The 19,121-nt window shown below is 54.7% G+C and carries 13 protein-coding genes; 6 read left to right on the top strand and 7 right to left on the bottom strand.

All coding sequences use genetic code 11. The annotated features are described in order from the left end of the window. Positions 1-34: 34 nt before the first annotated feature. Both I2123_RS12815 and yqfB read left to right on the top strand, forming a co-directional pair. Positions 35-1,435 (top strand): ISNCY family transposase, encoded by a 1,401-nt coding sequence (locus I2123_RS12815; protein WP_213050626.1) that lies wholly within the window; start codon positions 35-37, stop codon positions 1,433-1,435. A gap of 188 nt (positions 1,436-1,623) precedes the next feature. Beyond that, positions 1,624-1,929 (top strand): N(4)-acetylcytidine aminohydrolase, encoded by a 306-nt coding sequence (gene yqfB / locus I2123_RS12810; protein WP_213050625.1) that lies wholly within the window; start codon positions 1,624-1,626, stop codon positions 1,927-1,929. Between the two features lie 46 nt (positions 1,930-1,975). On the opposite strand, the gene I2123_RS12805 is transcribed toward yqfB, so the two are convergent. Beyond that, positions 1,976-2,617, bottom strand: a complete 642-nt coding sequence (locus tag I2123_RS12805; protein WP_213050624.1) for an HD domain-containing protein — start codon at positions 2,615-2,617, stop codon at positions 1,976-1,978. Between the two features lie 115 nt (positions 2,618-2,732). Between I2123_RS12805 and I2123_RS12800 the strand changes: the two genes are divergently transcribed. Continuing rightward, positions 2,733-3,689 (top strand): GlxA family transcriptional regulator, encoded by a 957-nt coding sequence (locus I2123_RS12800; protein ID WP_213050623.1) that lies wholly within the window; start codon positions 2,733-2,735, stop codon positions 3,687-3,689. 19 nt (positions 3,690-3,708) lie between these two features. On the opposite strand, the gene I2123_RS12795 is transcribed toward I2123_RS12800, so the two are convergent. Further along, positions 3,709-4,278 (bottom strand): DNA-3-methyladenine glycosylase I, encoded by a 570-nt coding sequence (locus I2123_RS12795; protein ID WP_213050622.1) that lies wholly within the window; start codon positions 4,276-4,278, stop codon positions 3,709-3,711. A 249-nt stretch (positions 4,279-4,527) separates the two neighbouring features. Here I2123_RS12795 and tus point away from each other — a divergent pair, with 249 nt between their 5' ends. Further along, complete coding sequence (gene tus, locus I2123_RS12790; RefSeq protein ID WP_213050621.1) at positions 4,528-5,463, top strand: DNA replication terminus site-binding protein; 936 nt, start codon at positions 4,528-4,530, stop codon at positions 5,461-5,463. A gap of 68 nt (positions 5,464-5,531) precedes the next feature. Here the strand turns inward: tus and fumC are convergent, their stop codons facing one another. After that, entirely contained in the window at positions 5,532-6,929 is a 1,398-nt protein-coding gene (gene fumC, locus I2123_RS12785; RefSeq protein ID WP_112167776.1) for a class II fumarate hydratase, read from the bottom strand. A gap of 247 nt (positions 6,930-7,176) precedes the next feature. Between fumC and manA the strand changes: the two genes are divergently transcribed. Further along, entirely contained in the window at positions 7,177-8,358 is a 1,182-nt protein-coding gene (gene manA / locus I2123_RS12780; protein WP_213050620.1) for a mannose-6-phosphate isomerase, read from the top strand. A 134-nt stretch (positions 8,359-8,492) separates the two neighbouring features. Then, complete coding sequence (locus tag I2123_RS12775) at positions 8,493-10,040, top strand: YdgA family protein (RefSeq protein ID WP_213050619.1); 1,548 nt, start codon at positions 8,493-8,495, stop codon at positions 10,038-10,040. An 89-nt stretch (positions 10,041-10,129) separates the two neighbouring features. Here I2123_RS12775 and I2123_RS12770 read toward each other — a convergent pair whose 3' ends face one another. From I2123_RS12770 to bcsQ, 4 genes are read right to left on the bottom strand one after another with little or no spacing between them, the layout of a single operon-like run. Further along, positions 10,130-13,468: a cellulose synthase subunit BcsC-related outer membrane protein gene (locus tag I2123_RS12770; protein WP_213050618.1), complete on the bottom strand. Its 3,339-nt coding sequence runs from the start codon at positions 13,466-13,468 to the stop codon at positions 10,130-10,132. Then, complete coding sequence (bcsB, locus tag I2123_RS12765) at positions 13,449-15,785, bottom strand: cellulose biosynthesis cyclic di-GMP-binding regulatory protein BcsB (RefSeq protein ID WP_213050617.1); 2,337 nt, start codon at positions 15,783-15,785, stop codon at positions 13,449-13,451. Before bcsB ends, I2123_RS12770 begins: the two co-directional genes overlap by 20 nt. Next, positions 15,785-18,397 (bottom strand): UDP-forming cellulose synthase catalytic subunit, encoded by a 2,613-nt coding sequence (bcsA, locus tag I2123_RS12760; RefSeq protein ID WP_213050616.1) that lies wholly within the window; start codon positions 18,395-18,397, stop codon positions 15,785-15,787. The genes bcsB and bcsA overlap by 1 nt, the downstream gene beginning before the upstream one ends. Beyond that, positions 18,394-19,119, bottom strand: coding sequence for a cellulose biosynthesis protein BcsQ (gene bcsQ, locus I2123_RS12755; protein WP_213050615.1), 726 nt, complete (start codon positions 19,117-19,119; stop codon positions 18,394-18,396). The genes bcsA and bcsQ overlap by 4 nt, the downstream gene beginning before the upstream one ends. Between the last annotated feature and the right edge of the window lie 2 nt (positions 19,120-19,121).

Raw genomic sequence — 19,121 nt, 5'->3', positions numbered from 1 at the left:
GTTCCAGGTGTTTTATCCGCTGAGGACACGACTGATGACGGCACACGGTTCGGAGTTTTTCACGATGAATGAAGTTAACCGCCTCAAGATTTTGCAGGATGTCATTGATAACAGGCTGACCACACGTCTGGCCGCGCTGCGACTTAATATCACGGACCGTCACTGCCGTCGTCTTCTCGAACGTTACCGGCAGTCAGGTCCGCTTTCGGTCGCCAATCGCCGCCGTGGCATGCGCGGTAATCATCAGCTTCAGCCCGGGATCGCAGAACTTGCGCTGTCCATCATTCGTGAACGCTACGCGGATTTTGGACCTACGCTGGCTTGCGAGAAGCTGGCCGAACAGCACGATCTTGTCCTTGCTAAAGAGACTGTCCGCAGGCTCATGACCCAGTCAGGATTATGGATCCCACGGAAGCTTCGGGCGCCTAAAATTCATCAGCCCCGTTATCGGCGGGCCTGCACCGGTGAACTGGTTCAGATTGATGGTTGTGATCATCACTGGTTCGAGGATCGCGCTCCCGCCTGCACGCTGCTGGTCTACGTCGATGACGCAACCAGCCGGCTGATGATGCTCAGCTTTGTCCACAGCGAGTCCACGTTCAGCTATTTCAATGCCACCCGCGCCTATCTTGAACGCCATGGACGCCCGCTGGCGTTTTACAGCGATAAGGCCAGCGTTTTTCGCATAAATAACCCGCACGCTCACGGCGGTTCTGGCCAGACTCAGTTCGGTCGCGCTTTGGAGAGTCTCAACATCACGGGGATTTGTGCCAACAGCAGCCAGGCTAAGGGCCGCGTTGAACGCGCACATCTTACGTTGCAGGATCGTCTGGTAAAGGAGCTGCGTTTGAGGAATATCAGCACACCGGAGGACGCCAATGCCTTTGCCGATGAATATATGGCCGACTACAACCGGCGTTTTGCCAAACCGCCGCGCCATGACTTTGACGTTCACCGGCCGCTGGAACGAGAGGATGATCTGGATGCTATCTTCACATGGCGCGAACCGCGCCGCATCTCAAAAAGCCTGACATTACAATATGATAAGGTATTGTATTTACTTGAGGATAATGAACTCAGTCGCCGTTTTCAGGGAAAATACGCAGAGGTCTGGCAATATCCGAATGGCACGATTGAGCTGCGTGCAAACGGGACTTCCCTGCCCTTTACCACTTATGACCGGCTGGGAGACATTGATCAGGGAGCCATCGTGGACAACAAGCGGCTGGGCCGGACGCTGCAGATGATAAAACTGGTGCAGGAACAGCGGGACAACACGCGCTCGCAGGCGCTGCCGCGTCAGGATGGAGAAGCACCGAGAAGAAAAAAATCACCGGGCAAGAAGTCTCAGCGCTCGCTGAATCAGGGCGATATATTGGACGCGCTCACACAATTACAAACGCAGTCAGAATCCATCTTTGGCAAACCTGGCTAAACCAGACGGTGCTTTATCAGACGGACATTTTAACTTAGCCAAAAGGCGGACATTTAAAACCAGCCTAAACATTGATTATGGTAACTAAACCGGGATATTCGCTTTACTGTCGCTACTACAGTTATTGTGTTGAAATGTGCTCTCAGATTCTCTCAAACGATTTGTCTTTTGGAAATGCAGGAACATTTATGAAAAACATCACTTTTTATCGCCGTTTTGAAACCGACATCCTTGCCGGTCGTAAAACAATTACCCTGCGTGAAGCCAGCGATGCAGATTTTGTTGCGGGAGACCAGGTACGGGTCAGTCGTTATGAAGATGATGTCTATTTCTGCAATATTGAAGTGACTGGCGTGACGCCGGTGCAGTTTGACGATCTCAACGATACCCACGCGGTACAAGAAAATATGACATTACCGGAACTGAATCATGTCATCAGCGAAATTTATCCGGGGCTGAAAGAACTGTTTATGATTGAGTTTCGCCTGATTTAACTGCCATAAAGCGCGCCGCTTCAACATTGGCGCGCCCTTTTCTTCTTCAGCCCTGCCAGCGCGAATTGCGAATAATCGAACAAAAATTCCCTTTGATAAACGCCGGTTCTTTATCTGCAATCACGTCTGCTTTGACGTTACCGAACGTCGTTTGCGGTTTGTTTTTGATGCCGTCATAAAATGCCTGAATAATATCTTCTTTAAACGCCGCCGTTCGCGGATGTGCATCAACCACAGCTTCACGTACATCATCCTGATATACCTGATAATTTAGCCCCAGCACATCCATTTCTACACCTGCTGTCACCAGTGCAATCACCGGATCCATAAACTCGGGAATTCCAGGTGTGGTGTGTAACGCGATCGCCGTCCAGACTTTATCCATATCCCCGGCGCTGACGCCGTATTGCTGCATAAATTCCCGTGCGGCATTGGCGCCGTCAACTTCGAAATGTTTATCGCAGCTGCAATTTTCATGCGTCAGCCCCATGTCGTGAAACATACAGCCAATATAAAGCAGTTCGTGATCGACCTTCAGTTCACGTTGCTGCCCGGCCAATGCCGCCCAGTAATACACGCGGCTGGAATGATGAAACAATAAATCTGATTCGGTATCGCGAACTAATTCGGTCGCTTCGCGGGCCATTTTGCTGTCGGGAATGCGGATGCCCTGTATGTTAAGACTCATGATAGTTCTCCTGTCGGGTTGATTAAAACCAGCTTAAGCCGCAGGATGAATGTCATCAATCGACGTAATATTACGATTTAAGACATTGCGTTGTTCTGCGACAGGAAATCTATTCATGCTTAAACACATTGTGATTCTGGCCGTGCCTGGCGTGCAGTTGCTCGACGTTTCCGGTCCGCTGGATGTCTTTGCCGAAGCTAATCAGCAGCGAGGTCGTGAAGTTTATAAACTCAGCGTGATGGCGATGACCGATCCTATTATTACATCCTCGTCCGGCACCCGCCTGCTGGCTGATTTAACGCTGGCCGCCCCGCTTCCCGCCAATCTGGACACTTTTCTGGTGGCCGGTGCACCAGCGCTTACTCCCTTTATCCATGACGAAATGTTAAAGGAACAAATCTGTCGTTGGAGTCATCACGCACAACGCTTTGGTTCCGTTTGCAGCGGCGCATTGCTGCTTGCCGCCGCGGGACTGCTGGATAACCGGCGTGTCACTACCCACTGGTCGGTGGCTGAAAAAATGAGTCTGGATTATCCGCAGGTTTTCGTAGAAGCTGAAGCGATTTTTATTGCCGACGGTGAACTGCGCACCGCTGCGGGCGTGACCTCCGGGCTGGATTTAGCGCTACATATGGTGGAGGAAGATCTTGGCCGGGAAACTGCATTGGATGTGGCTGCGCAGCTGGTGATGTTCTTTAAACGCCCCGGCGGCCAGCTTCAGTTTAGCCGTCACGGACAAGCCTCGCTGAGTGGTCGTTCTGCGTTACAGGATGTGCAACGCTGGGTGCTAAATTCCCTCGAAAAGCCGCATAACGTGCAAAGTTTTGCAATGCATATGGGGCTGAGCGCCCGACACGTCACACGCTTATTCAATCAGGAATTAAACCAGTCACCGGCGCAATGGCTGGAACAACAACGGGTTTTTCATGCCCGGCAGTTGCTGGAAACCGGCGGCCTGGCGATAAAGCAAATCGCCGCACAATGCGGGTTTTCCAGCGTGGATATTCTTCGAAGAGCCTTTTTACGGCAGTTAAACGTGACACCGTCACAGTATCAAAAACAGTTCTCCTGACAGATAATAGTGCGTCAAATCAGGCTTCTTTCGCCACCTGTGCCCGGCGAAAACAATCCGGATGATGGGTATTGATAAGCCCGGTGGCTTCCATCCACGCATACACTATCGTCGGGCCGACAAACTTAAAACCGCGCTTTTTCAGATCTTTCGATATACGTTCAGACAGCGCATCTTTGGTTGGAACCGGCCCCTGATGTTGGATAGCTTTACCGCCGATTTGCGCCCAAATCCACTCACCGAAATCTTCCCCCGCCTGTTGCATGGCCAGATACATTTTCGCGTTGTTAATCACCGCCATTATCTTGCTGCGAGAACGGATAATATCGGCGTTTTTCACCAGCCTTTCGATGTCTTCTTCGGTAAATTCGGCGACTTTCTGTGGTTCGAAATTGCAAAACGCCAGGCGTAGCGCATCCCGCTTTTTCAGCACAATGCGCCAGGATAACCCTGCCTGAAAGCCATCGAGCATGAGTTTTTCCCACAGCGCGCGGCTCTCTCGTACGGGTTTACCCCATTCTGTATCGTGGTAATTGATCATTAGGGTGTCCTGAAGGTTCCAGGGGCAACGGATGAGATCATCAGTCATGACAGGGCTCGGGGGAAAGGGTTTGAGGTAGTCTACCCGACCGGGTTTGTTAAAAACAAATTAAGACCGTGGGTTGCGTCCCGTACTGGCATTAAGGTCAAAACCTTGGGCTTGCCGCCCAAACAGGCCCAAAGGACGCGTAAACGCAGCCCCTTGGCCCTGCTAAACAATGATGACATTACAAAAGTTAAAGTGTGCACTTTTTTTAATCTTACCCTAAACTGTATGTTGTAACTAATTGGAGGCGGTATGGCAGATTATGATTTAATTGCTCGAATGAACGGTTGTTTCAATGAGCTGGAAATGGCGTTGCACGACCTCGGGAACTTTCTGAGTAAGCTGGAATTATTGCAGGCGCGGGTATTTGCATTGCCGGAAATCGCCAAAGGCGAGGAGCTTAATCCTGCCGATAAAATCGCGGTGACCCCTTATATCGGCGAAGCCGCACAGGAGATGGCGTTGCAGCATTTTCAGCGGCTGTTCATTCATCATAATAACGAGAATATCAGCAGTAAATCCGCTGTCCGCCTGCCCGGCGTGCTGTGCTATGCCGTTGATGCCGCTGAACATCAGTCTGCCCTGCTGCTCATCGAAGAAGTGAATAAACTGAAAGCTGAACTCGAGCACATTGTTACCGTGGAATCAGGTCTTGCCCGCGAGCAGCGCTTCGAGTTTGTCCATACCCATTTGCGCGGCCTGATTACGCTTAACGCCTACCGCTCGGTTACTTTCCTCAACGATCCTGATTCGGTGCGGTTTGGATGGGCGAACAAGCACATTATCAAGAACGTCAGCCGGGGCGAAGTGCTGGCGATGCTCGAAAAAAGCCTCAACGCTGGCCGGGCGGTCTCACCGTATACCCGCGAGCAGTGGATGGAAAACATTAACCGGGAAATGATTGATGTTAAACGATTACCGGAGCATGCCGCGCTGAAGTTTAAACGCCCTGTGAAGGTACAGCCAATCGCCCGAGTGTGGTATCGCAACAGTCAGAAACAGGTGCAGCACCCCTGCCCGCTGCCGCTGATCGCGCTGTGCCAGAAAATGCCGATGATGCAGGTCCCAAAGTTAGGTGAACTGCCAGATTACGATGTAACCGCCATCAAACATAAATACAAGCCGCAGTCTCAGCCGCTGAGTTTGTTGATTAAACGGCTGCATTTATATACCGATTATCCTCTGTGATATGCCGCTACAAATGAAAAAAGGCCCGGCAAGCCGGACCTCTTAAGGGGAGTGACATCAGAAGGACATTACCCCTTCATGCTGCCGACCATGGCTTCCGGGCGAACCCATTCGTCGAACTGTGCTTCGGTCAGGTAACCGAGTTTTAGCGCCGACGCCTTCAGAGTCAGCCCTTCTTTATGGGCTTTCTTGGCGATTTCGGCCGCTTTATCGTAACCGATGTGCGTATTCAGCGCCGTCACCAGCATCAGCGATTCGTTCAGCAGCTGCGTGATGCGGTCACGATTCGGTTCGATGCCCACGGCACAGTGCTCGTTGAAACCGCGCAAACCATCAGCCAGCAGGCGGACGGATTGCAGGAAGTTGTGGATCACCAGCGGACGGAACACGTTCAGCTCGAAATTGCCGGAAGCGCCGCCGATATTGACCGCAACGTCATTTCCCAGCACCTGCGCGCAGAGCATAGTCATGGCTTCACACTGCGTAGGATTGACTTTACCTGGCATGATCGAACTGCCCGGCTCGTTCTCAGGGATGGAGATCTCGCCGATGCCGCAGCGTGGGCCCGAAGATAACCAGCGGACGTCGTTGGCGATTTTCATCAGTGACGCGGCCAACCCCTTCAGTGCACCGTGCCCATGTACCAGCGCATCGCAGGTGGCCAGCGCTTCAAATTTATTGGGTGACGTGACGAACGGCTGCTTCGTCAGTTCGGCCAGTGCTTTAGCCACGCGCACCGCGTATTCGGGATGTGTATTCAGCCCCGTCCCTACCGCCGTGCCGCCCAGCGCCAGCTCCGCGATGTGCGGAATACTGTTTTCAATATGCTTAACGCTGTGCGCCAGCATCGCCACCCAACCAGAGATCTCCTGGCCAAGCGTCAGCGGCGTCGCGTCCTGCAAATGCGTACGGCCAATTTTAACGATATCGCGATACGCTTCGGCTTTCGCTTCCAGCGTCTTGTGAAGAACCTTCAGCTCTGGCAGCAGCGTTTCACGCAGCTCCAGAACGGCGGCGACGTGCATCGCAGTCGGGAAAACGTCATTAGAACTCTGACTCTTATTCACGTCATCATTCGGATGCACTTTCCGCGCTTCTCCGCGCTCACCGCCAAGGATTTCACTCGCCCGGTTGGCCAGCACTTCGTTCATGTTCATGTTGGTCTGGGTACCGGAACCGGTTTGCCAGATCGAAAGCGGAAATTCAGTCGGATGTTTACCGGCCAGCACTTCATCGGCGGCAGCAATAATGGCATCGCCCCGTTCGGCGGGCAGCAATCCCAGATCCATATTGACGCTGGCGGCCGCACGCTTGGTCAGGGCCAGCGCGTGGATCAGCGCCGGAGGCATTTTTTCGGAGGAAATACGAAAGTGTTCAAGCGAACGTTGCGTCTGTGCGCCCCAAAGCTTATCTGCCGGAACATCGATAGGCCCCATTGAGTCTTTTTCAATGCGAGTCGCTGTCATTGTTGTCTCCTTAGATACTTATTTTCGAATGAGTGTCAGGTTTTTGCAGGGTTTTCAAAAGCCGTTGGCGCTTACAGGCTTTCATCAGCGGCCAGTCGAGTATAGTGACATATAAGGCTAACGTATCACTGCGCCCGCTGTAAATGAGAAGAATTGTCATTCACCGCACTTTTTGACCCTTCGCAGTTGTAAAGGCCGCGCCGTCATTGTTTACTAGCGGGTAGAATTTTCCATTCAGGATGAAGCAATGCAAAAGATGCATAACGGTGTACAAAATTACGCCTGGGGCAGTAAAGACGCGCTGACCGAACTTTATGGTATTACGGATCCGCAAGGTCGTCCGATGGCAGAACTTTGGATGGGCGCTCACCCGAAAAGCAGTTCGCAGGTGGAGAATGCCGCCGGTGAGAAAATTTCACTGCGCGAGCAAATCAGCGCCAATCTTGACGAGCAGTTAGGTAAAAAAGTCGCCAAACGTTTTGGTGAGTTGCCTTTCCTGTTCAAAGTATTGTGTGCCGATCAGCCGCTGTCCATTCAGGTTCACCCAAGTAAAGGCGCTGCCGAACTGGGTTACGCCAAGGAGAACGCCAATGGCATTCCTCTTGATGCCGCTGAACGTAACTACAAAGATCCCAATCACAAGCCGGAACTGGTTTATGCCCTGACGCCATTCCAGGCAATGAACGGTTTCCGCGAACTGCGTGAGATTGTTTCTTTATTGCAGCCGGTTGCCGGTGCGCATGCGCTGATTGCAAGCTTCCTCTCTTATCCTGATGTCGATCACCTGCGTACGCTGTTTGCCGGCTTACTGAGTCTGGAAGGCGAAGACAAATCTCGCGCGCTGGACGTGCTGAAATCCGTGCTGAGCAATCAGCACGGCGAGCCCTGGGACACCATTCGCAGTATTTCTGAATTTTATCCTGAGGATACCGGCCTCTTCTCTCCGCTGTTGCTGAACGTCATCACGCTGCAACCGGGCGAAGGCATGTTCCTGTATGCGGAAACCCCGCATGCGTATCTGAAAGGCGTGTCGCTGGAAGTGATGGCGAACTCCGATAACGTTCTGCGCGCCGGTCTGACGCCGAAATACATCGATATCCCGGAACTGCTGGCGAATCTGAAGTTCAACGCCAAACCGGCCAGCGAGTTGCTGACCACGCCGGTGGAGAAAGGCGCGGAGCTCAACTTCCCGATCCCGGTCGAAGATTTTGCGTTCTCGGTTCACAGCCTGTCTGCGGAACCGCAAACGCTGGAGCAGAACAGCGCCGCCATCGTCTTCTGTATTGAAGGCCAGAGCGTGCTGGTGAAAGGCGATGAAACGCTGGTGCTCAATCCGGGCGAATCCGGTTATCTGTCTGCCAGCGAGTCGCCCGTTACGGTCAGCGGTAACGGACGCATTGCACGGGTGTTCAATATCCTCAGTAAATGATCAATTAGTTAAACAAATTGAGGCTAATGGCCTCAATTTGATGAATTATTTACTGATTGAGCTACACTCAGGGGACTATTAACGCCGCAAGGCGTTTTTTGTTTTCGAGACATTTCATAAGGATAAACAGAGATATGAAGAAGTCGTTAGTCGCTGTAAGCGTCATTGTGGTCCTTGGCGCAGCCTGGACAGGCGTCTCGTGGTACACGGGTAAACTCATTGAGCAGCATATGGATGAGGAAGTCGCCGCAGCCAACACCCAGTTGCAGACTGCCTTCCCGAAAGCCGGTCTGAAAGTCAGCTATCAGGATTATCATCGCGGGCTGTTCAGCAGCAAACTGCGCATCGTTCTGCAACCTGACGCCGCTGCGGCTACCGCGGGTACCAGCGCTCTGAAAACTGGCGATGAAATCGCGTTTATCGAAACCATCGATCACGGCCCTTTCCCTGCGGCTCAGCTGAAGAAATTCAACCTGATCCCAAGCATGGCGTCGGTGCATTCAGAACTGCAAAACACGCCAACGCTGAAACCACTGTTTGACGTGACCAAAGGCCGTTCGCTCATCACCGCAGACAGCCGTGTGTCCTACAGCGGCGCAAGTTCTTCGGCTATCGACATCATTCCGGTGACTTACCAGAAAGAAGACAGCCAGCTGCAATTCTCCGGCGGTACGGTGAATGTGGATGTAGATAAAGAACTGACGGCGATGAAGCTGAAAAGTAACATCGACAGCGTAGCGATCACGTCTAAAAACCAGTGGGGCCAGCTTGAGAAAGTGACGCTTAGCGGTTTTGACATGGACAGCGATACCCAACAGGGTAAATTCCAGGTCGGCGTGGGCGATCAAAACCTGAACGTGAAACAGATCCTGGTTAACGTTGACGGTAAAGACGCCGTCTCGTTGGAAAACTTCAAGCTGGTGAGCAAATTCTCTGAGAACGGCAATAACATTGGCGGCCAGCAGGATTACACCCTTGATGCACTGAAAATTCAGGGTGCTGATTTCGGTTCTGCAAAACTATCCCTGAAGCTGGATAAGCTGGACGGTGCGGCTTTGAAACAGTTTGCTGATAACTACAACCAGCAATCGCGCGCCCTGCTGATGCAGCAAGGTGAACTGGATCCGCAGGTGTATCAGCAACAAGCTGCTGACCTGGTGCTGGCAAACCTGCCATTACTGCTTAAAGGTAACCCGAGCATCAGCATTGCTCCGCTGAGCTGGAAAAACAGCAAAGGCGAAAGTACCTTCAACCTGCAGCTGGATCTGAAAGATCCGTCCGCAACGCCTGCACAAACTCAGGACCAGATGCTGTCTCAGCTGGTCAGCAAGATCGACGCTAAACTGTCCATCCCGCTGCCAATGGCGACTGAGGTCACCACGCAGGTCGCGAAACTGGAAGGTTACACCGGCGACGATGCCACCAAACTGGCACAGCAGCAGGTTCAGGGTATCGCAGCCATGGGCCAGATGTTTAAACTGACCACGGTCAAAGATGACACCATCTCCAGCAGCTTCAGCTATGCCGACAATCAGGTTGATCTGAACGGTCAGAAAATGACGTTGCAGGAATTTGCCGGTCTGTTTGGCATCTTCGGCGGTTCTGTTGCTCAGCCACAGACAGAAGCCCCGGCGCCTCTGGCACCGCCGGTTGCGCCGGTTGCACCGGTTCCGGCTCAGTAACTGACGCAACGCTGTTAAAAGGCGTTCTGCGCTGCAAATGAAAGAGGGGGATCATCCGATCCCCCTCTTTTTTATTTCATTTATACGTCTTATTTAAAGTCAGCGTAAGGTGTTAAAGGCTGCGGAGGGATATCCAGATCGCCCTGCCATCCGCCCAGCGAATATCGGGCGTAAAGCAGATAGTGACTCGGCGTGTAATCTTTCGCCTGCTGAATGTCCACGCCTGCCCCGACCGTCCAGTGCGAACTCACCCTTCTTTCCAGCAGCGCCTGCACGGTATAACCGAAACCAGAACCGCTGCTGCCAGAATCAACCGCCGTTTTATCCGTTTCATTGTTCATCACCGTATCTGCCACCAGACTTTGGATCGGATAACGCGTCTGATCGCGGGTGGAGGAACGCGACCAGGAGACCGAACCGCCCAGCTGCCATGACCAGTTTTCGGTGCGCTGACGATAATTCACCGGTACCGCCAGAGAAAAATATTGCTGCGGGCTGTAATAACCGCCCTGTCCCAGCGTATAGCCGCTGAGATCTTTCTGGTAATGCCAGACCATCGAACTCAGGCCGACGGTCGCCCGCCGGTTATCTTCATTGATGACTTTGTAGTAATAGCCGCCCATCAGCCTTTCGCGGGTGTTATCCGCCACGTTCTCGCCGGTCAACTGATGCGCGCTGAGATCGGCCCACACGCCGTTGGCCTCACCCTGATCGTAACTCAGGCCGAGACTGGCACCGGTTGCGCGAACGCCACCCCAGGGGGTATTCGTGCCGGGGTCTTTCGCACCGGCAAAAGACAGTAATGAGCTGGAAATCGGTCGGCGTGAAACGGTGGTCGTCCAGCCGATTTGATGCCAGTCACCGCTGTACGCCAGCCCGCCGACCCAGTCCACTACTTCAAATCCGAGCGGCGTGGTGCCTAAATCCCCTTTCCATGTTTCGTTTTCCCAGCCTGCTGCCAGGCTCAGGCCGTTAGCATTCTGGCTGCGGTAACGGCGGCATTCAGATCTGATGTCGCCACAGGTACCGAAGCTTTCATCATAATTGCCGTTCTGACCGTCAAACGTGCCCGCATCCATCCGCACCCAGTCGGCGCGCAGGAATCCGCGTCCCTGATAGACCGGCATATCCGCCTGGAACATCATGGTGTTGGCCGTCAGATCGGATTTTCCCGGCGTGCCGCTTGATGTCCAGGAATCGTTATCCACCGTGAAATTCACATCCTGCTGACGGTATAAGTCATGGGCATCGGCGCGTATCCCGCGTTTCAACCAGTCGTCCGCGGCGTTATTACGGGTCAGACGGGTATAGCCGTCGTTGTCTCGCGGCACGCTGTCGGTTATCCCGCTGGCCACCATCGCCTGCCCGTAATCCTGACGCGCGAGATCCGGCTGACCGAGCTGCTGCTCGACGTTCGCCGCATTGCGGTAAATCAGCGCCTTGTCCTGACCGGCCGGTTGCGAACGTGCAGATATCTTCAGTGGCTGTAATAACGCATAGGCTTTGGTCGTTTCACCGACGTCCAGCCAGGCGGTGGCGATGCGGCGTTGCTGATTAAAGCTGAGGCTTTCAGCGGAAAGATTTGCCTGCTGCAAGCGCTGTTTCGCCAGCGCCGTATTGCCCGATGCCAGTGCGGTATCAATGCCGGTGAACGTTTTATCGAGCCCGATACGCTGCGCCATTTCGCGCATATTGGCGTCCCACGTCGTTTCCGGCAGGGTGTGTAAATGGCGTAAAGCGGCATCGTCGCGATCTGAACCGGAGAGATACAGCGCATAAGCGTAGACCTGCTGCGGATCCGCCGGCTTCTTAGCAGCCAGATGTGCAAACGCCGCGTCGGCTTTCGCCGGTTCCCCCGCTTCGCGCAGCGCATTGGCGTAATGGTAAGTGCTCCAGACATCATCAGGATTGAGTTTCAATACCTCAGCATATCGGTTGGCCGCCTGATGCCACTGGCGCTCCGACACATATTTCTCTGCCTGCGCGGTCAGCATATCGCTTTGCAAACTCTTCTGACGATCGCTGAGTCTGGCTCGTGACGTCGCAGACAGGGTATTGAGATAATCGAGCGCCTTTTGCGGTGACTGACGCTGATAGATATTCACCAGCCCGCGCTCGGCGCTGCCGTTGTTGGGTTCGAGAGACAGTGCGCGGCGGTATGCCTGTTCGGCGAGCGGGTCGTTTTTGCGCATTACAGCGACGTCACCGAGGCCAATCTGCGCCCAGGGATCGCGGGTATCGGTACGTTGTGCCTGTTTATAGGCAGCCTCTGCCTGCTCAGGCTGCCCGGCTTTCAGTGCTTTATCACCCTGCTCGATGTTGAGCCAGTAACTGTTGGTCTGGATCAGACTGTTCCATTTGTCGGCGTTGTAGCCATTCTGTTCGGCAGCTTTGGCACGCTGAAACATCGCGAGCGCCTGCTGACGGTTACCCGAGCGGGAATACGCCAGCCCCATTGCGCCCAGAACTTCGGCGTCATTCGGTTGTTCCTGCAAGGCTTGCCTGAGCGGCGCAATCGCCGCCGTCGAACCGCCTTTCTCTATCTGCGCCAGCCCTTTGACGCGCGCCTGATAATGAGGATCTGCCAGCAGGGCCTGCTGACGCTGCAGTTCCTGCTGGGCAGCAATCACCTGCGGGCCGGTATCAAAGGTGGCGATAAACTGCTGCAACGCATCGACGCTGGCATTGCCGACCGGCTGCGCCTTGATGCGCGCCAGCCAGAGATCCGCCGCCGGTGATCGCCCTTCATTGGTGGTGGCTACCTGTTTGACCAGACCGACCGCCTGGGCATTGTCTCCGGCATCAAAGGCCATTTGAGCCAGTTGCAGGCGCAGCTGAACATCACCGGGATACTGATTATTCAGTGTCTGAAGCTGCGCTTGCGCACGGGCTTTCTGCCCCGGAAGACGCGCGACTAACTGCCAGTATTCCACCGCTAAATCCAGCGTCGGCGGTTGCCCCTGAAACAGCGTGTCGTACTGCGCTTTGGCTTCATCGAGACGTCCGGCCGTTGCCAGTAAACGCGTCTGTTGCAGTTTTTGCTGCATTTCCGGTGAGGCGATGTGCAGGCTCAGTTGCGCCTGACGGTATTCGGCAGAGCCCGGCGCAACCTGCTGAATTTTCTCCAGCTGCTGTTTCGCCTGTGCCTGATTCCCTTCGCGCAGGAAAAGACGCAAACGGGCGGAAAGTACCTGCGGATTTTGCGGATCCATCAGTTCGAGTCGGAACAGCGACTGACGCACCAGATCTTCCTGATGGCTGGCCTCGCCGACCCGCACCTGTTCCAGCAACCATTGCTCTGGCGACACTACCGGCGCAGCGCCCGCCGGGGTGTGCAAAAGCAACAGCCCCAGTGTCAGGGCCAGTCGGTTAAAGGTGAGCGGCGTATTACGACAAGTTTTCACGCGCTTATTCCTGATCGTCTTCATGCAGGCGACGACGACTTAACGTACGCAGACCGGTCCACAGCAGAATAGCCGCCAGAATCACCACGATCACTGCCATAAAGGCCAGTAAAACCGGATGGGTGGCCAGCGCATTCCAGACGCGCTCCCACCACGGCAGATGCCCGACGTAATAGGTATCGCCGACCCGCAGGCTGCTGGTACCGGAATCACGCACTACCGCCACGGAGCCATAAATCAGCGCGCGCTGTTTGGTATCCTGCAATGACGTGTTCAGCATGTCGAAGCCCTGCTGACCGTTTGCCATCAGGGCCACCACGCTGCGCTGATCGAAATACGGCGACTGCAAACCGACGACAGCAGCAATAGGCCCCTGCGCGGTAATTTGCGCGCTGGCATCGACGCGGGCGTCGCTGGCCGGAGCGGTATTATCCGGCAACGGCGTCTGGCGGATTGGCGTATTGATTGCATCCCGTGCGGCGTTAATCAGCAGGTTGGCTTTCTTGTCATCCCGCATACTGTCATCACGTAAATCGGCAGGCAATGCGCCGATCACCAGCAAATCGGCATCGGTCGTTTTAGCTTTCGCTGCATCTTCCGTAAGGCCGACACCCAGCGCCGGATAACCGGTCAGCGCGCCGATATTCCCCATTGCATTCAGCAACGTGGTCAGCTGCACCGGCTGCGGCTGTGGCTGAACGACTACCAGCGTCTGGGACAAATCCGCCATCCGGCTGAACGGGAAACCGGCGTTGGCGAATGCGCGCAGATCCGGCATCGCCATGAAGTGACGGTAACCGGAGAAATCAATGGTCGAGCTGTCGTCGATCACCACATGATTGGGCACTGTCGTATAGGTTTCGCAGCGACCTTCCGTACCGCTCGCCAGCAGCGAGGTGTAATCAAAATCAAAACGCATCTGGTTTACCGCGCCGAGTTTCAGCGCCGGAATATTCAGGTCTTTGCTGCCATCGAACAGCCCCTGCAACAGTGACAGATGCAACAATTGTGAATCTTCATCGTGACCGGTTTTGAGGGTCAGATCCTGCATAAACTGGTTATTCAGGCTGATGCTCAACCGCGAGGTGTTTTTCAGCTGCGGCGAGGTGTAGCGGTACTTAAGCCGCATATCAATGCCTGAACTGCTGATGAGGAACAGATCCGGCGGCAAATTAATATTCAGGGTGATCGGGTTAGGCTGAATTCCGTCCGACTGTAACTGTTCGGCGTACTGTTTCAATTCCCCGAAATTCATCGGGCGGTCGGTACGCACCCAGTTTGGCGCATCGTAAGGCTGACGAGCCTGAATCTGTTCGACTTTATCCACGCCCACGGTCTGCCCGCGGAACAGGATATTCCCCTGCGCAATCCCTTTCACGGCGGTCAGCAAATCCTGATCGTCGCGACCGAGAACCAGCAGCATTTTAACGTACGGATTATCCGGATGACTCATCATCTCCACTACCGGTCCTTTCACCGGCGGCAGATCTTTGAGGAAATCCGGGCGCTTATCGTTGGTGGCGAAAATCACCCCGTGGCTGTCCGGCAACTGGTTATACAGTGCAGGGAACGACTGACCGCGCCACTGCGCTTTGGTGCCGAACCATGATGCCAGAATGGCCGCCGCCTGTTGTTGCGTGGCATCAGGGGACGCCGCAAAGACCATCGGCAGATCCAGCGGACGGCTGTCACGCGCATCGAAGAACGGCACCGGGAAATGCGCCAGATCGTTACTCAGCGGCAGCTTCTGGTATTGCAGGCTGAGCGAACTGCCCTTGCCGAGCTCCAGCCACAGCGTGCTGTTGGCCGGGTTCTCACAGACGTTTTGATAATGGCCAATGAACTCCAGACGGATGCGGTTGAAGTCGGTGACGTAGCGCGGATCAATCGTCATTTGCAGGTGGTTTTTCTTACCAAGCTGGTCTTTATCGATGACTTCCACGCCCATCAGCTGGTCGTTGAGATACACCTTGAGGTGCGACTGTACCGGGATAAGCGACGGCGACGGCGTGAATTCCAGATTCAGCGTGGCCTGCGTCACCACTTCATCACTGCGCACACCGAACTCAATCTGCCCGTTGGGCTGAATGCCGCGCAAGGTAATCGCGCCTGGCGTCGGCGCCACATCTGCAAACGGCAACGTCAGGCTGCGCACCGGTGCGCCGGGGATAATCATCGGATTGACCGCAGGCGCAACCATCGGCAACGCTACCTGAGGTGCGCTTGTGTCCGCCTGAGGTGCGATGGCCGCAGCCTGCTCACTAAACGCGGGCGCCACAGAACCCAAAGCCAGCGTCATCAGCGCGGAGGCCACTAAAGTCGTCAAAGGAAGTCTTTTCATTATTTTGTCATCATCAGGGTTGATTCATCAGGCTGAACGGACAGCGGCGGATTACGTGGGGCGAAAGACAATAGCCAGCTGCCAACCGACTGGGTTTTGGCGGCCAGCGGACGGTAGCGTTGCGGGGCGATATCCAGCATGCGCAAATAACCGCGAATACCCAGCCCCAGCACTTCGCGCAGACTTTCCATTGGCTTGTCTTCCGGGAAACTGTCCTCACGCAATACCCAGCTGTCTGCCCGGGCAAACGTACATTGAATGAAATCGATGTGTTGTTGTGTGGTTAACGGTTGCAACTGCATGCCCATGCTTTTGCCAAACACGCGGCTGACCTGAACCGGGAAAGCATATTCCTGTAAACCACGATGCAGAATTAAAGTGACATTGTCACCGGCATTAAAATAGCTGGCACTGTCGGTTTCCAGCCCGACGCCGTTGTCGGAGTAGTCCTGAACGGTACACACATACAGGTGGCCGTCCGGGCGCAGTAAGGATGCGGGCATTTTGGCTTCGACGCGGTGGGCCTGACGCACCTGCTTGGACTCAAACGCCACAGCAATCGCGCCGCCCAGAATAATCATGTTGTAAATCACCCACGCCATGCTCACCAGCACAGTCAGCACTTCATCTGCCTGGCCGTAAATCATGCGATAAATACCGAAGAACAGCCCGGCCAGATTGAGAAGCATCAGCACCTGATAAGGCCGGCTGATTTTCCAGTCCACGTAAGCATGCTTATTCAGCCCCCCTTTGGCGGTGACGTTAAAGGTACCGGCATGAGGATTAAACAGCGCCACGGTCGTCGGCCTGGCGATATACCAGGCCAGCACCGTTTCATAGATTTCATTCCAGAAGGAGTGACGGTATTTCCCCTGCACGCGGGAGTTCGTCAGGCTGGCGTGGATCATATGCGGCAGCACGTACAGCGCGATAGCAAAGGCCGGCGCGTATATCACGTAGGCATGCATCAGCAGAAACGCCAGCGGCGCGGTGAGGAAGATAAGACGAGGAATACCGGCCAAAAAGTGCATCATGGCGTTGGCATAACACAGCCGCTGCGCCAGTTTCAGCCCCTTACCGAACAGCGGATTATCCAGACGGAAGATCTGCACCATACCGCGCGCCCAGCGGATCCGCTGACTGACGTGCGCCGCCAGGCTTTCTGTCGCCAACCCGGCCGCCTGTGGAATGCGGATATACGCCGAACTGTAACCGTGGCGATGCATTCGCAGCGAAGTGTGCGCATCCTCGGTCACCGTTTCTACCGCAATGCCGCCGATCTCATTGAGCACATCGCGACGCAGCACTGCACAGGAACCGCAAAAGAAGCTGGCGTCCCAAAGATCGTTGCCGTCCTGCACCAGCCCGTAAAACAGCTCACCTTCATTGGGCGTGCGACGCATGCGCCCGAGGTTACGTTCAAACGGATCCGGCGAGAAGAAGTGATGCGGCGTTTGCAACATGCTGAGTTTTTTGTCTTTGAAGAACCAGCCGACGGTCAGTTGCAGGAAAGAACGTGTCGGCACGTGGTCGCAGTCAAAAATCGCCACCAGCTCACCCTTCGCCTGTTTCAGGGCATGATTGATATTCCCCGCTTTGGCATGCTCGTGGGTTTCGCGGGCGATGTATTTAATTCCAATCTCATGGGCGAAATCGGCAAACTCCTGCCGGTTGCCGTCATCAAGCAGATAAATTGTCAGCTTGTCCCGAGGCCAGTCCAACCCCAGTGCGGCATACAGCGTCGGTTTCACTACGCTGAGATCTTCGTTATAAGTGGGGATCATCAGGTCAACGGTGGGCCACGTCGAGACATCCACCGGCATTGGCACAGGTTTACGGTTCAGCGGCCAGATGGTCTGGATGTAACCGAGCACCAGCACCGTCCATGAATAGGTTTCAGCGAACAACAGCAACAAGCCGCAGGTCAGACTCAGAGGATCGTCCCAGTTGAGGGTCGAGGTATAGCGCCACCACAGATAGCGGCAGGAAATGGTCAGCGACAAAACGATCATCATCAGCGCCGGAAAACGGCCGGGAATGCGGCGGATAAGCATCGCGATGCTCCACAGCAGCACCACAAAAACAAACTGCGCCGTGTAGCCGAACGGCTGTGAAATACAAAACATCGCCAGAACCAGCGCCACAATACCGGCCAGCAGCATCAGCACTCGTTTCACCGCGCGATTGAGCGTACTCACACGGCGGATGACGCGAGCCTCCAGCGGATTCTGTTCCACTTTAACCGGCAGCGCTTCCAGCCAGCCATAGACTTTGTCACGCAACTGCTGCGGCCAGCGCACGTAGGTAAAACGTTCACGCACACCGTTGGAGGGAAGGATGATCAGCAGCCACAGGCTTTGCAGCACATAGCGCAACGGGTCAGCGAACTTCGGGTGTTCGGCAGAAATCTGCGGATACCAGCGCGTGCGTTGTGAATTCACGCGCTGCCATGACGGAGATTCAAAACGCAAGAATAACCAGCCCAAGGCAACGCAAAACACCATGACGGCGGCAGCGCTGCGTGATGCGTGATGGCTGCGGTACTGACGATAACGCGCCTGCAATCCTGATATCACCGGTGGCAACAGCAACAGGTTCAGCAGGCGGCTCATACTCTGGCGCTCCGCGGATCGTTTTTGCTGCGCAGATGCAGTAAGCACCAGTTCGCCAGCGTATTTAATTCGCGGCTGATTTTGCTGTTCGCATTCCACTCGCCCACCGGCTGTTTGGCCGCAAGGGATTCGGCCATCGCTTCGTCACGGTGCAAAATCGTCGGAATCAGTGGCGCGAGTGTCTCCTGCCACAACAGCAAAATATCCTGTTGTAACTGGCTTGAGGTGATGAATTGATTGACCAGATAGCGGCCATTTTTTGGCAGCGACTGCTGGTGCAAACGGACGTGCGACTGCGTGTCCGCGTGCAGCAAAATCAGCGTACTGTCAGCCACCGATTGTGCGGGGAGTGGATCCGAAGACGGGGAGTCGATGAGGATCCAATCATAGACACCGGTATTCTTAAGCTGTGTGATGGCCCGTGACCAGTCGAAATCAGCCACCCGATCGCCTGAAGGCGAAACGTGGCCGTAAGGCAAAAAATCAAGATGGGAGTGATAACGCATGGCCGCGGCGTGCCATGGCTCGCCAGCATGATGAGCAGACTGCCACCCGCGCCCCTCGTCAAAGGGCATACCAAAATGCAAACGCAACATATTCTCCGGTGAGAAGTCGATCACCAGAACTTTTTCATTCAACTTCGCAAGAGCCCAGGCCAGTGCGGCGGTGACAGACGTCGTGCCGCTCCCCCCGCGAAAACCCTGTAACGCGATAACTGCCATAC

The organism is Rahnella inusitata (assembly GCF_018288855.1).
GTDB lineage: Bacteria > Pseudomonadota > Gammaproteobacteria > Enterobacterales > Enterobacteriaceae > Rahnella > Rahnella inusitata.
The sequence above is the reverse complement of the archived record's forward strand: the minus strand, read 5'-3'. Positions and strand labels throughout refer to the sequence as shown.

Excerpts from the sequence above, each read along its gene's own strand:
- manA (WP_213050620.1), top strand. The coding sequence starts at position 7,177 with ATGCAAAAGATGCATAACGGTGTACAAAATTACGCCTGGGGCAGTAAA.
- fumC (WP_112167776.1), bottom strand. The coding sequence starts at position 6,929 with ATGACAGCGACTCGCATTGAAAAAGACTCAATGGGGCCTATCGATGTT.
- yqfB (WP_213050625.1), top strand. The coding sequence starts at position 1,624 with ATGAAAAACATCACTTTTTATCGCCGTTTTGAAACCGACATCCTTGCC.
- bcsA (WP_213050616.1), bottom strand. The coding sequence starts at position 18,397 with ATGAGCCGCCTGCTGAACCTGTTGCTGTTGCCACCGGTGATATCAGGA.
- I2123_RS12770 (WP_213050618.1), bottom strand. The coding sequence starts at position 13,468 with ATGAAGACGATCAGGAATAAGCGCGTGAAAACTTGTCGTAATACGCCG.
- I2123_RS12800 (WP_213050623.1), top strand. The coding sequence starts at position 2,733 with ATGCTTAAACACATTGTGATTCTGGCCGTGCCTGGCGTGCAGTTGCTC.
- I2123_RS12795 (WP_213050622.1), bottom strand. The coding sequence starts at position 4,278 with ATGACTGATGATCTCATCCGTTGCCCCTGGAACCTTCAGGACACCCTA.
- tus (WP_213050621.1), top strand. The coding sequence starts at position 4,528 with ATGGCAGATTATGATTTAATTGCTCGAATGAACGGTTGTTTCAATGAG.
- bcsQ (WP_213050615.1), bottom strand. The coding sequence starts at position 19,119 with ATGGCAGTTATCGCGTTACAGGGTTTTCGCGGGGGGAGCGGCACGACG.
- I2123_RS12775 (WP_213050619.1), top strand. The coding sequence starts at position 8,493 with ATGAAGAAGTCGTTAGTCGCTGTAAGCGTCATTGTGGTCCTTGGCGCA.
- I2123_RS12805 (WP_213050624.1), bottom strand. The coding sequence starts at position 2,617 with ATGAGTCTTAACATACAGGGCATCCGCATTCCCGACAGCAAAATGGCC.
- I2123_RS12815 (WP_213050626.1), top strand. The coding sequence starts at position 35 with ATGACGGCACACGGTTCGGAGTTTTTCACGATGAATGAAGTTAACCGC.
- bcsB (WP_213050617.1), bottom strand. The coding sequence starts at position 15,785 with ATGAAAAGACTTCCTTTGACGACTTTAGTGGCCTCCGCGCTGATGACG.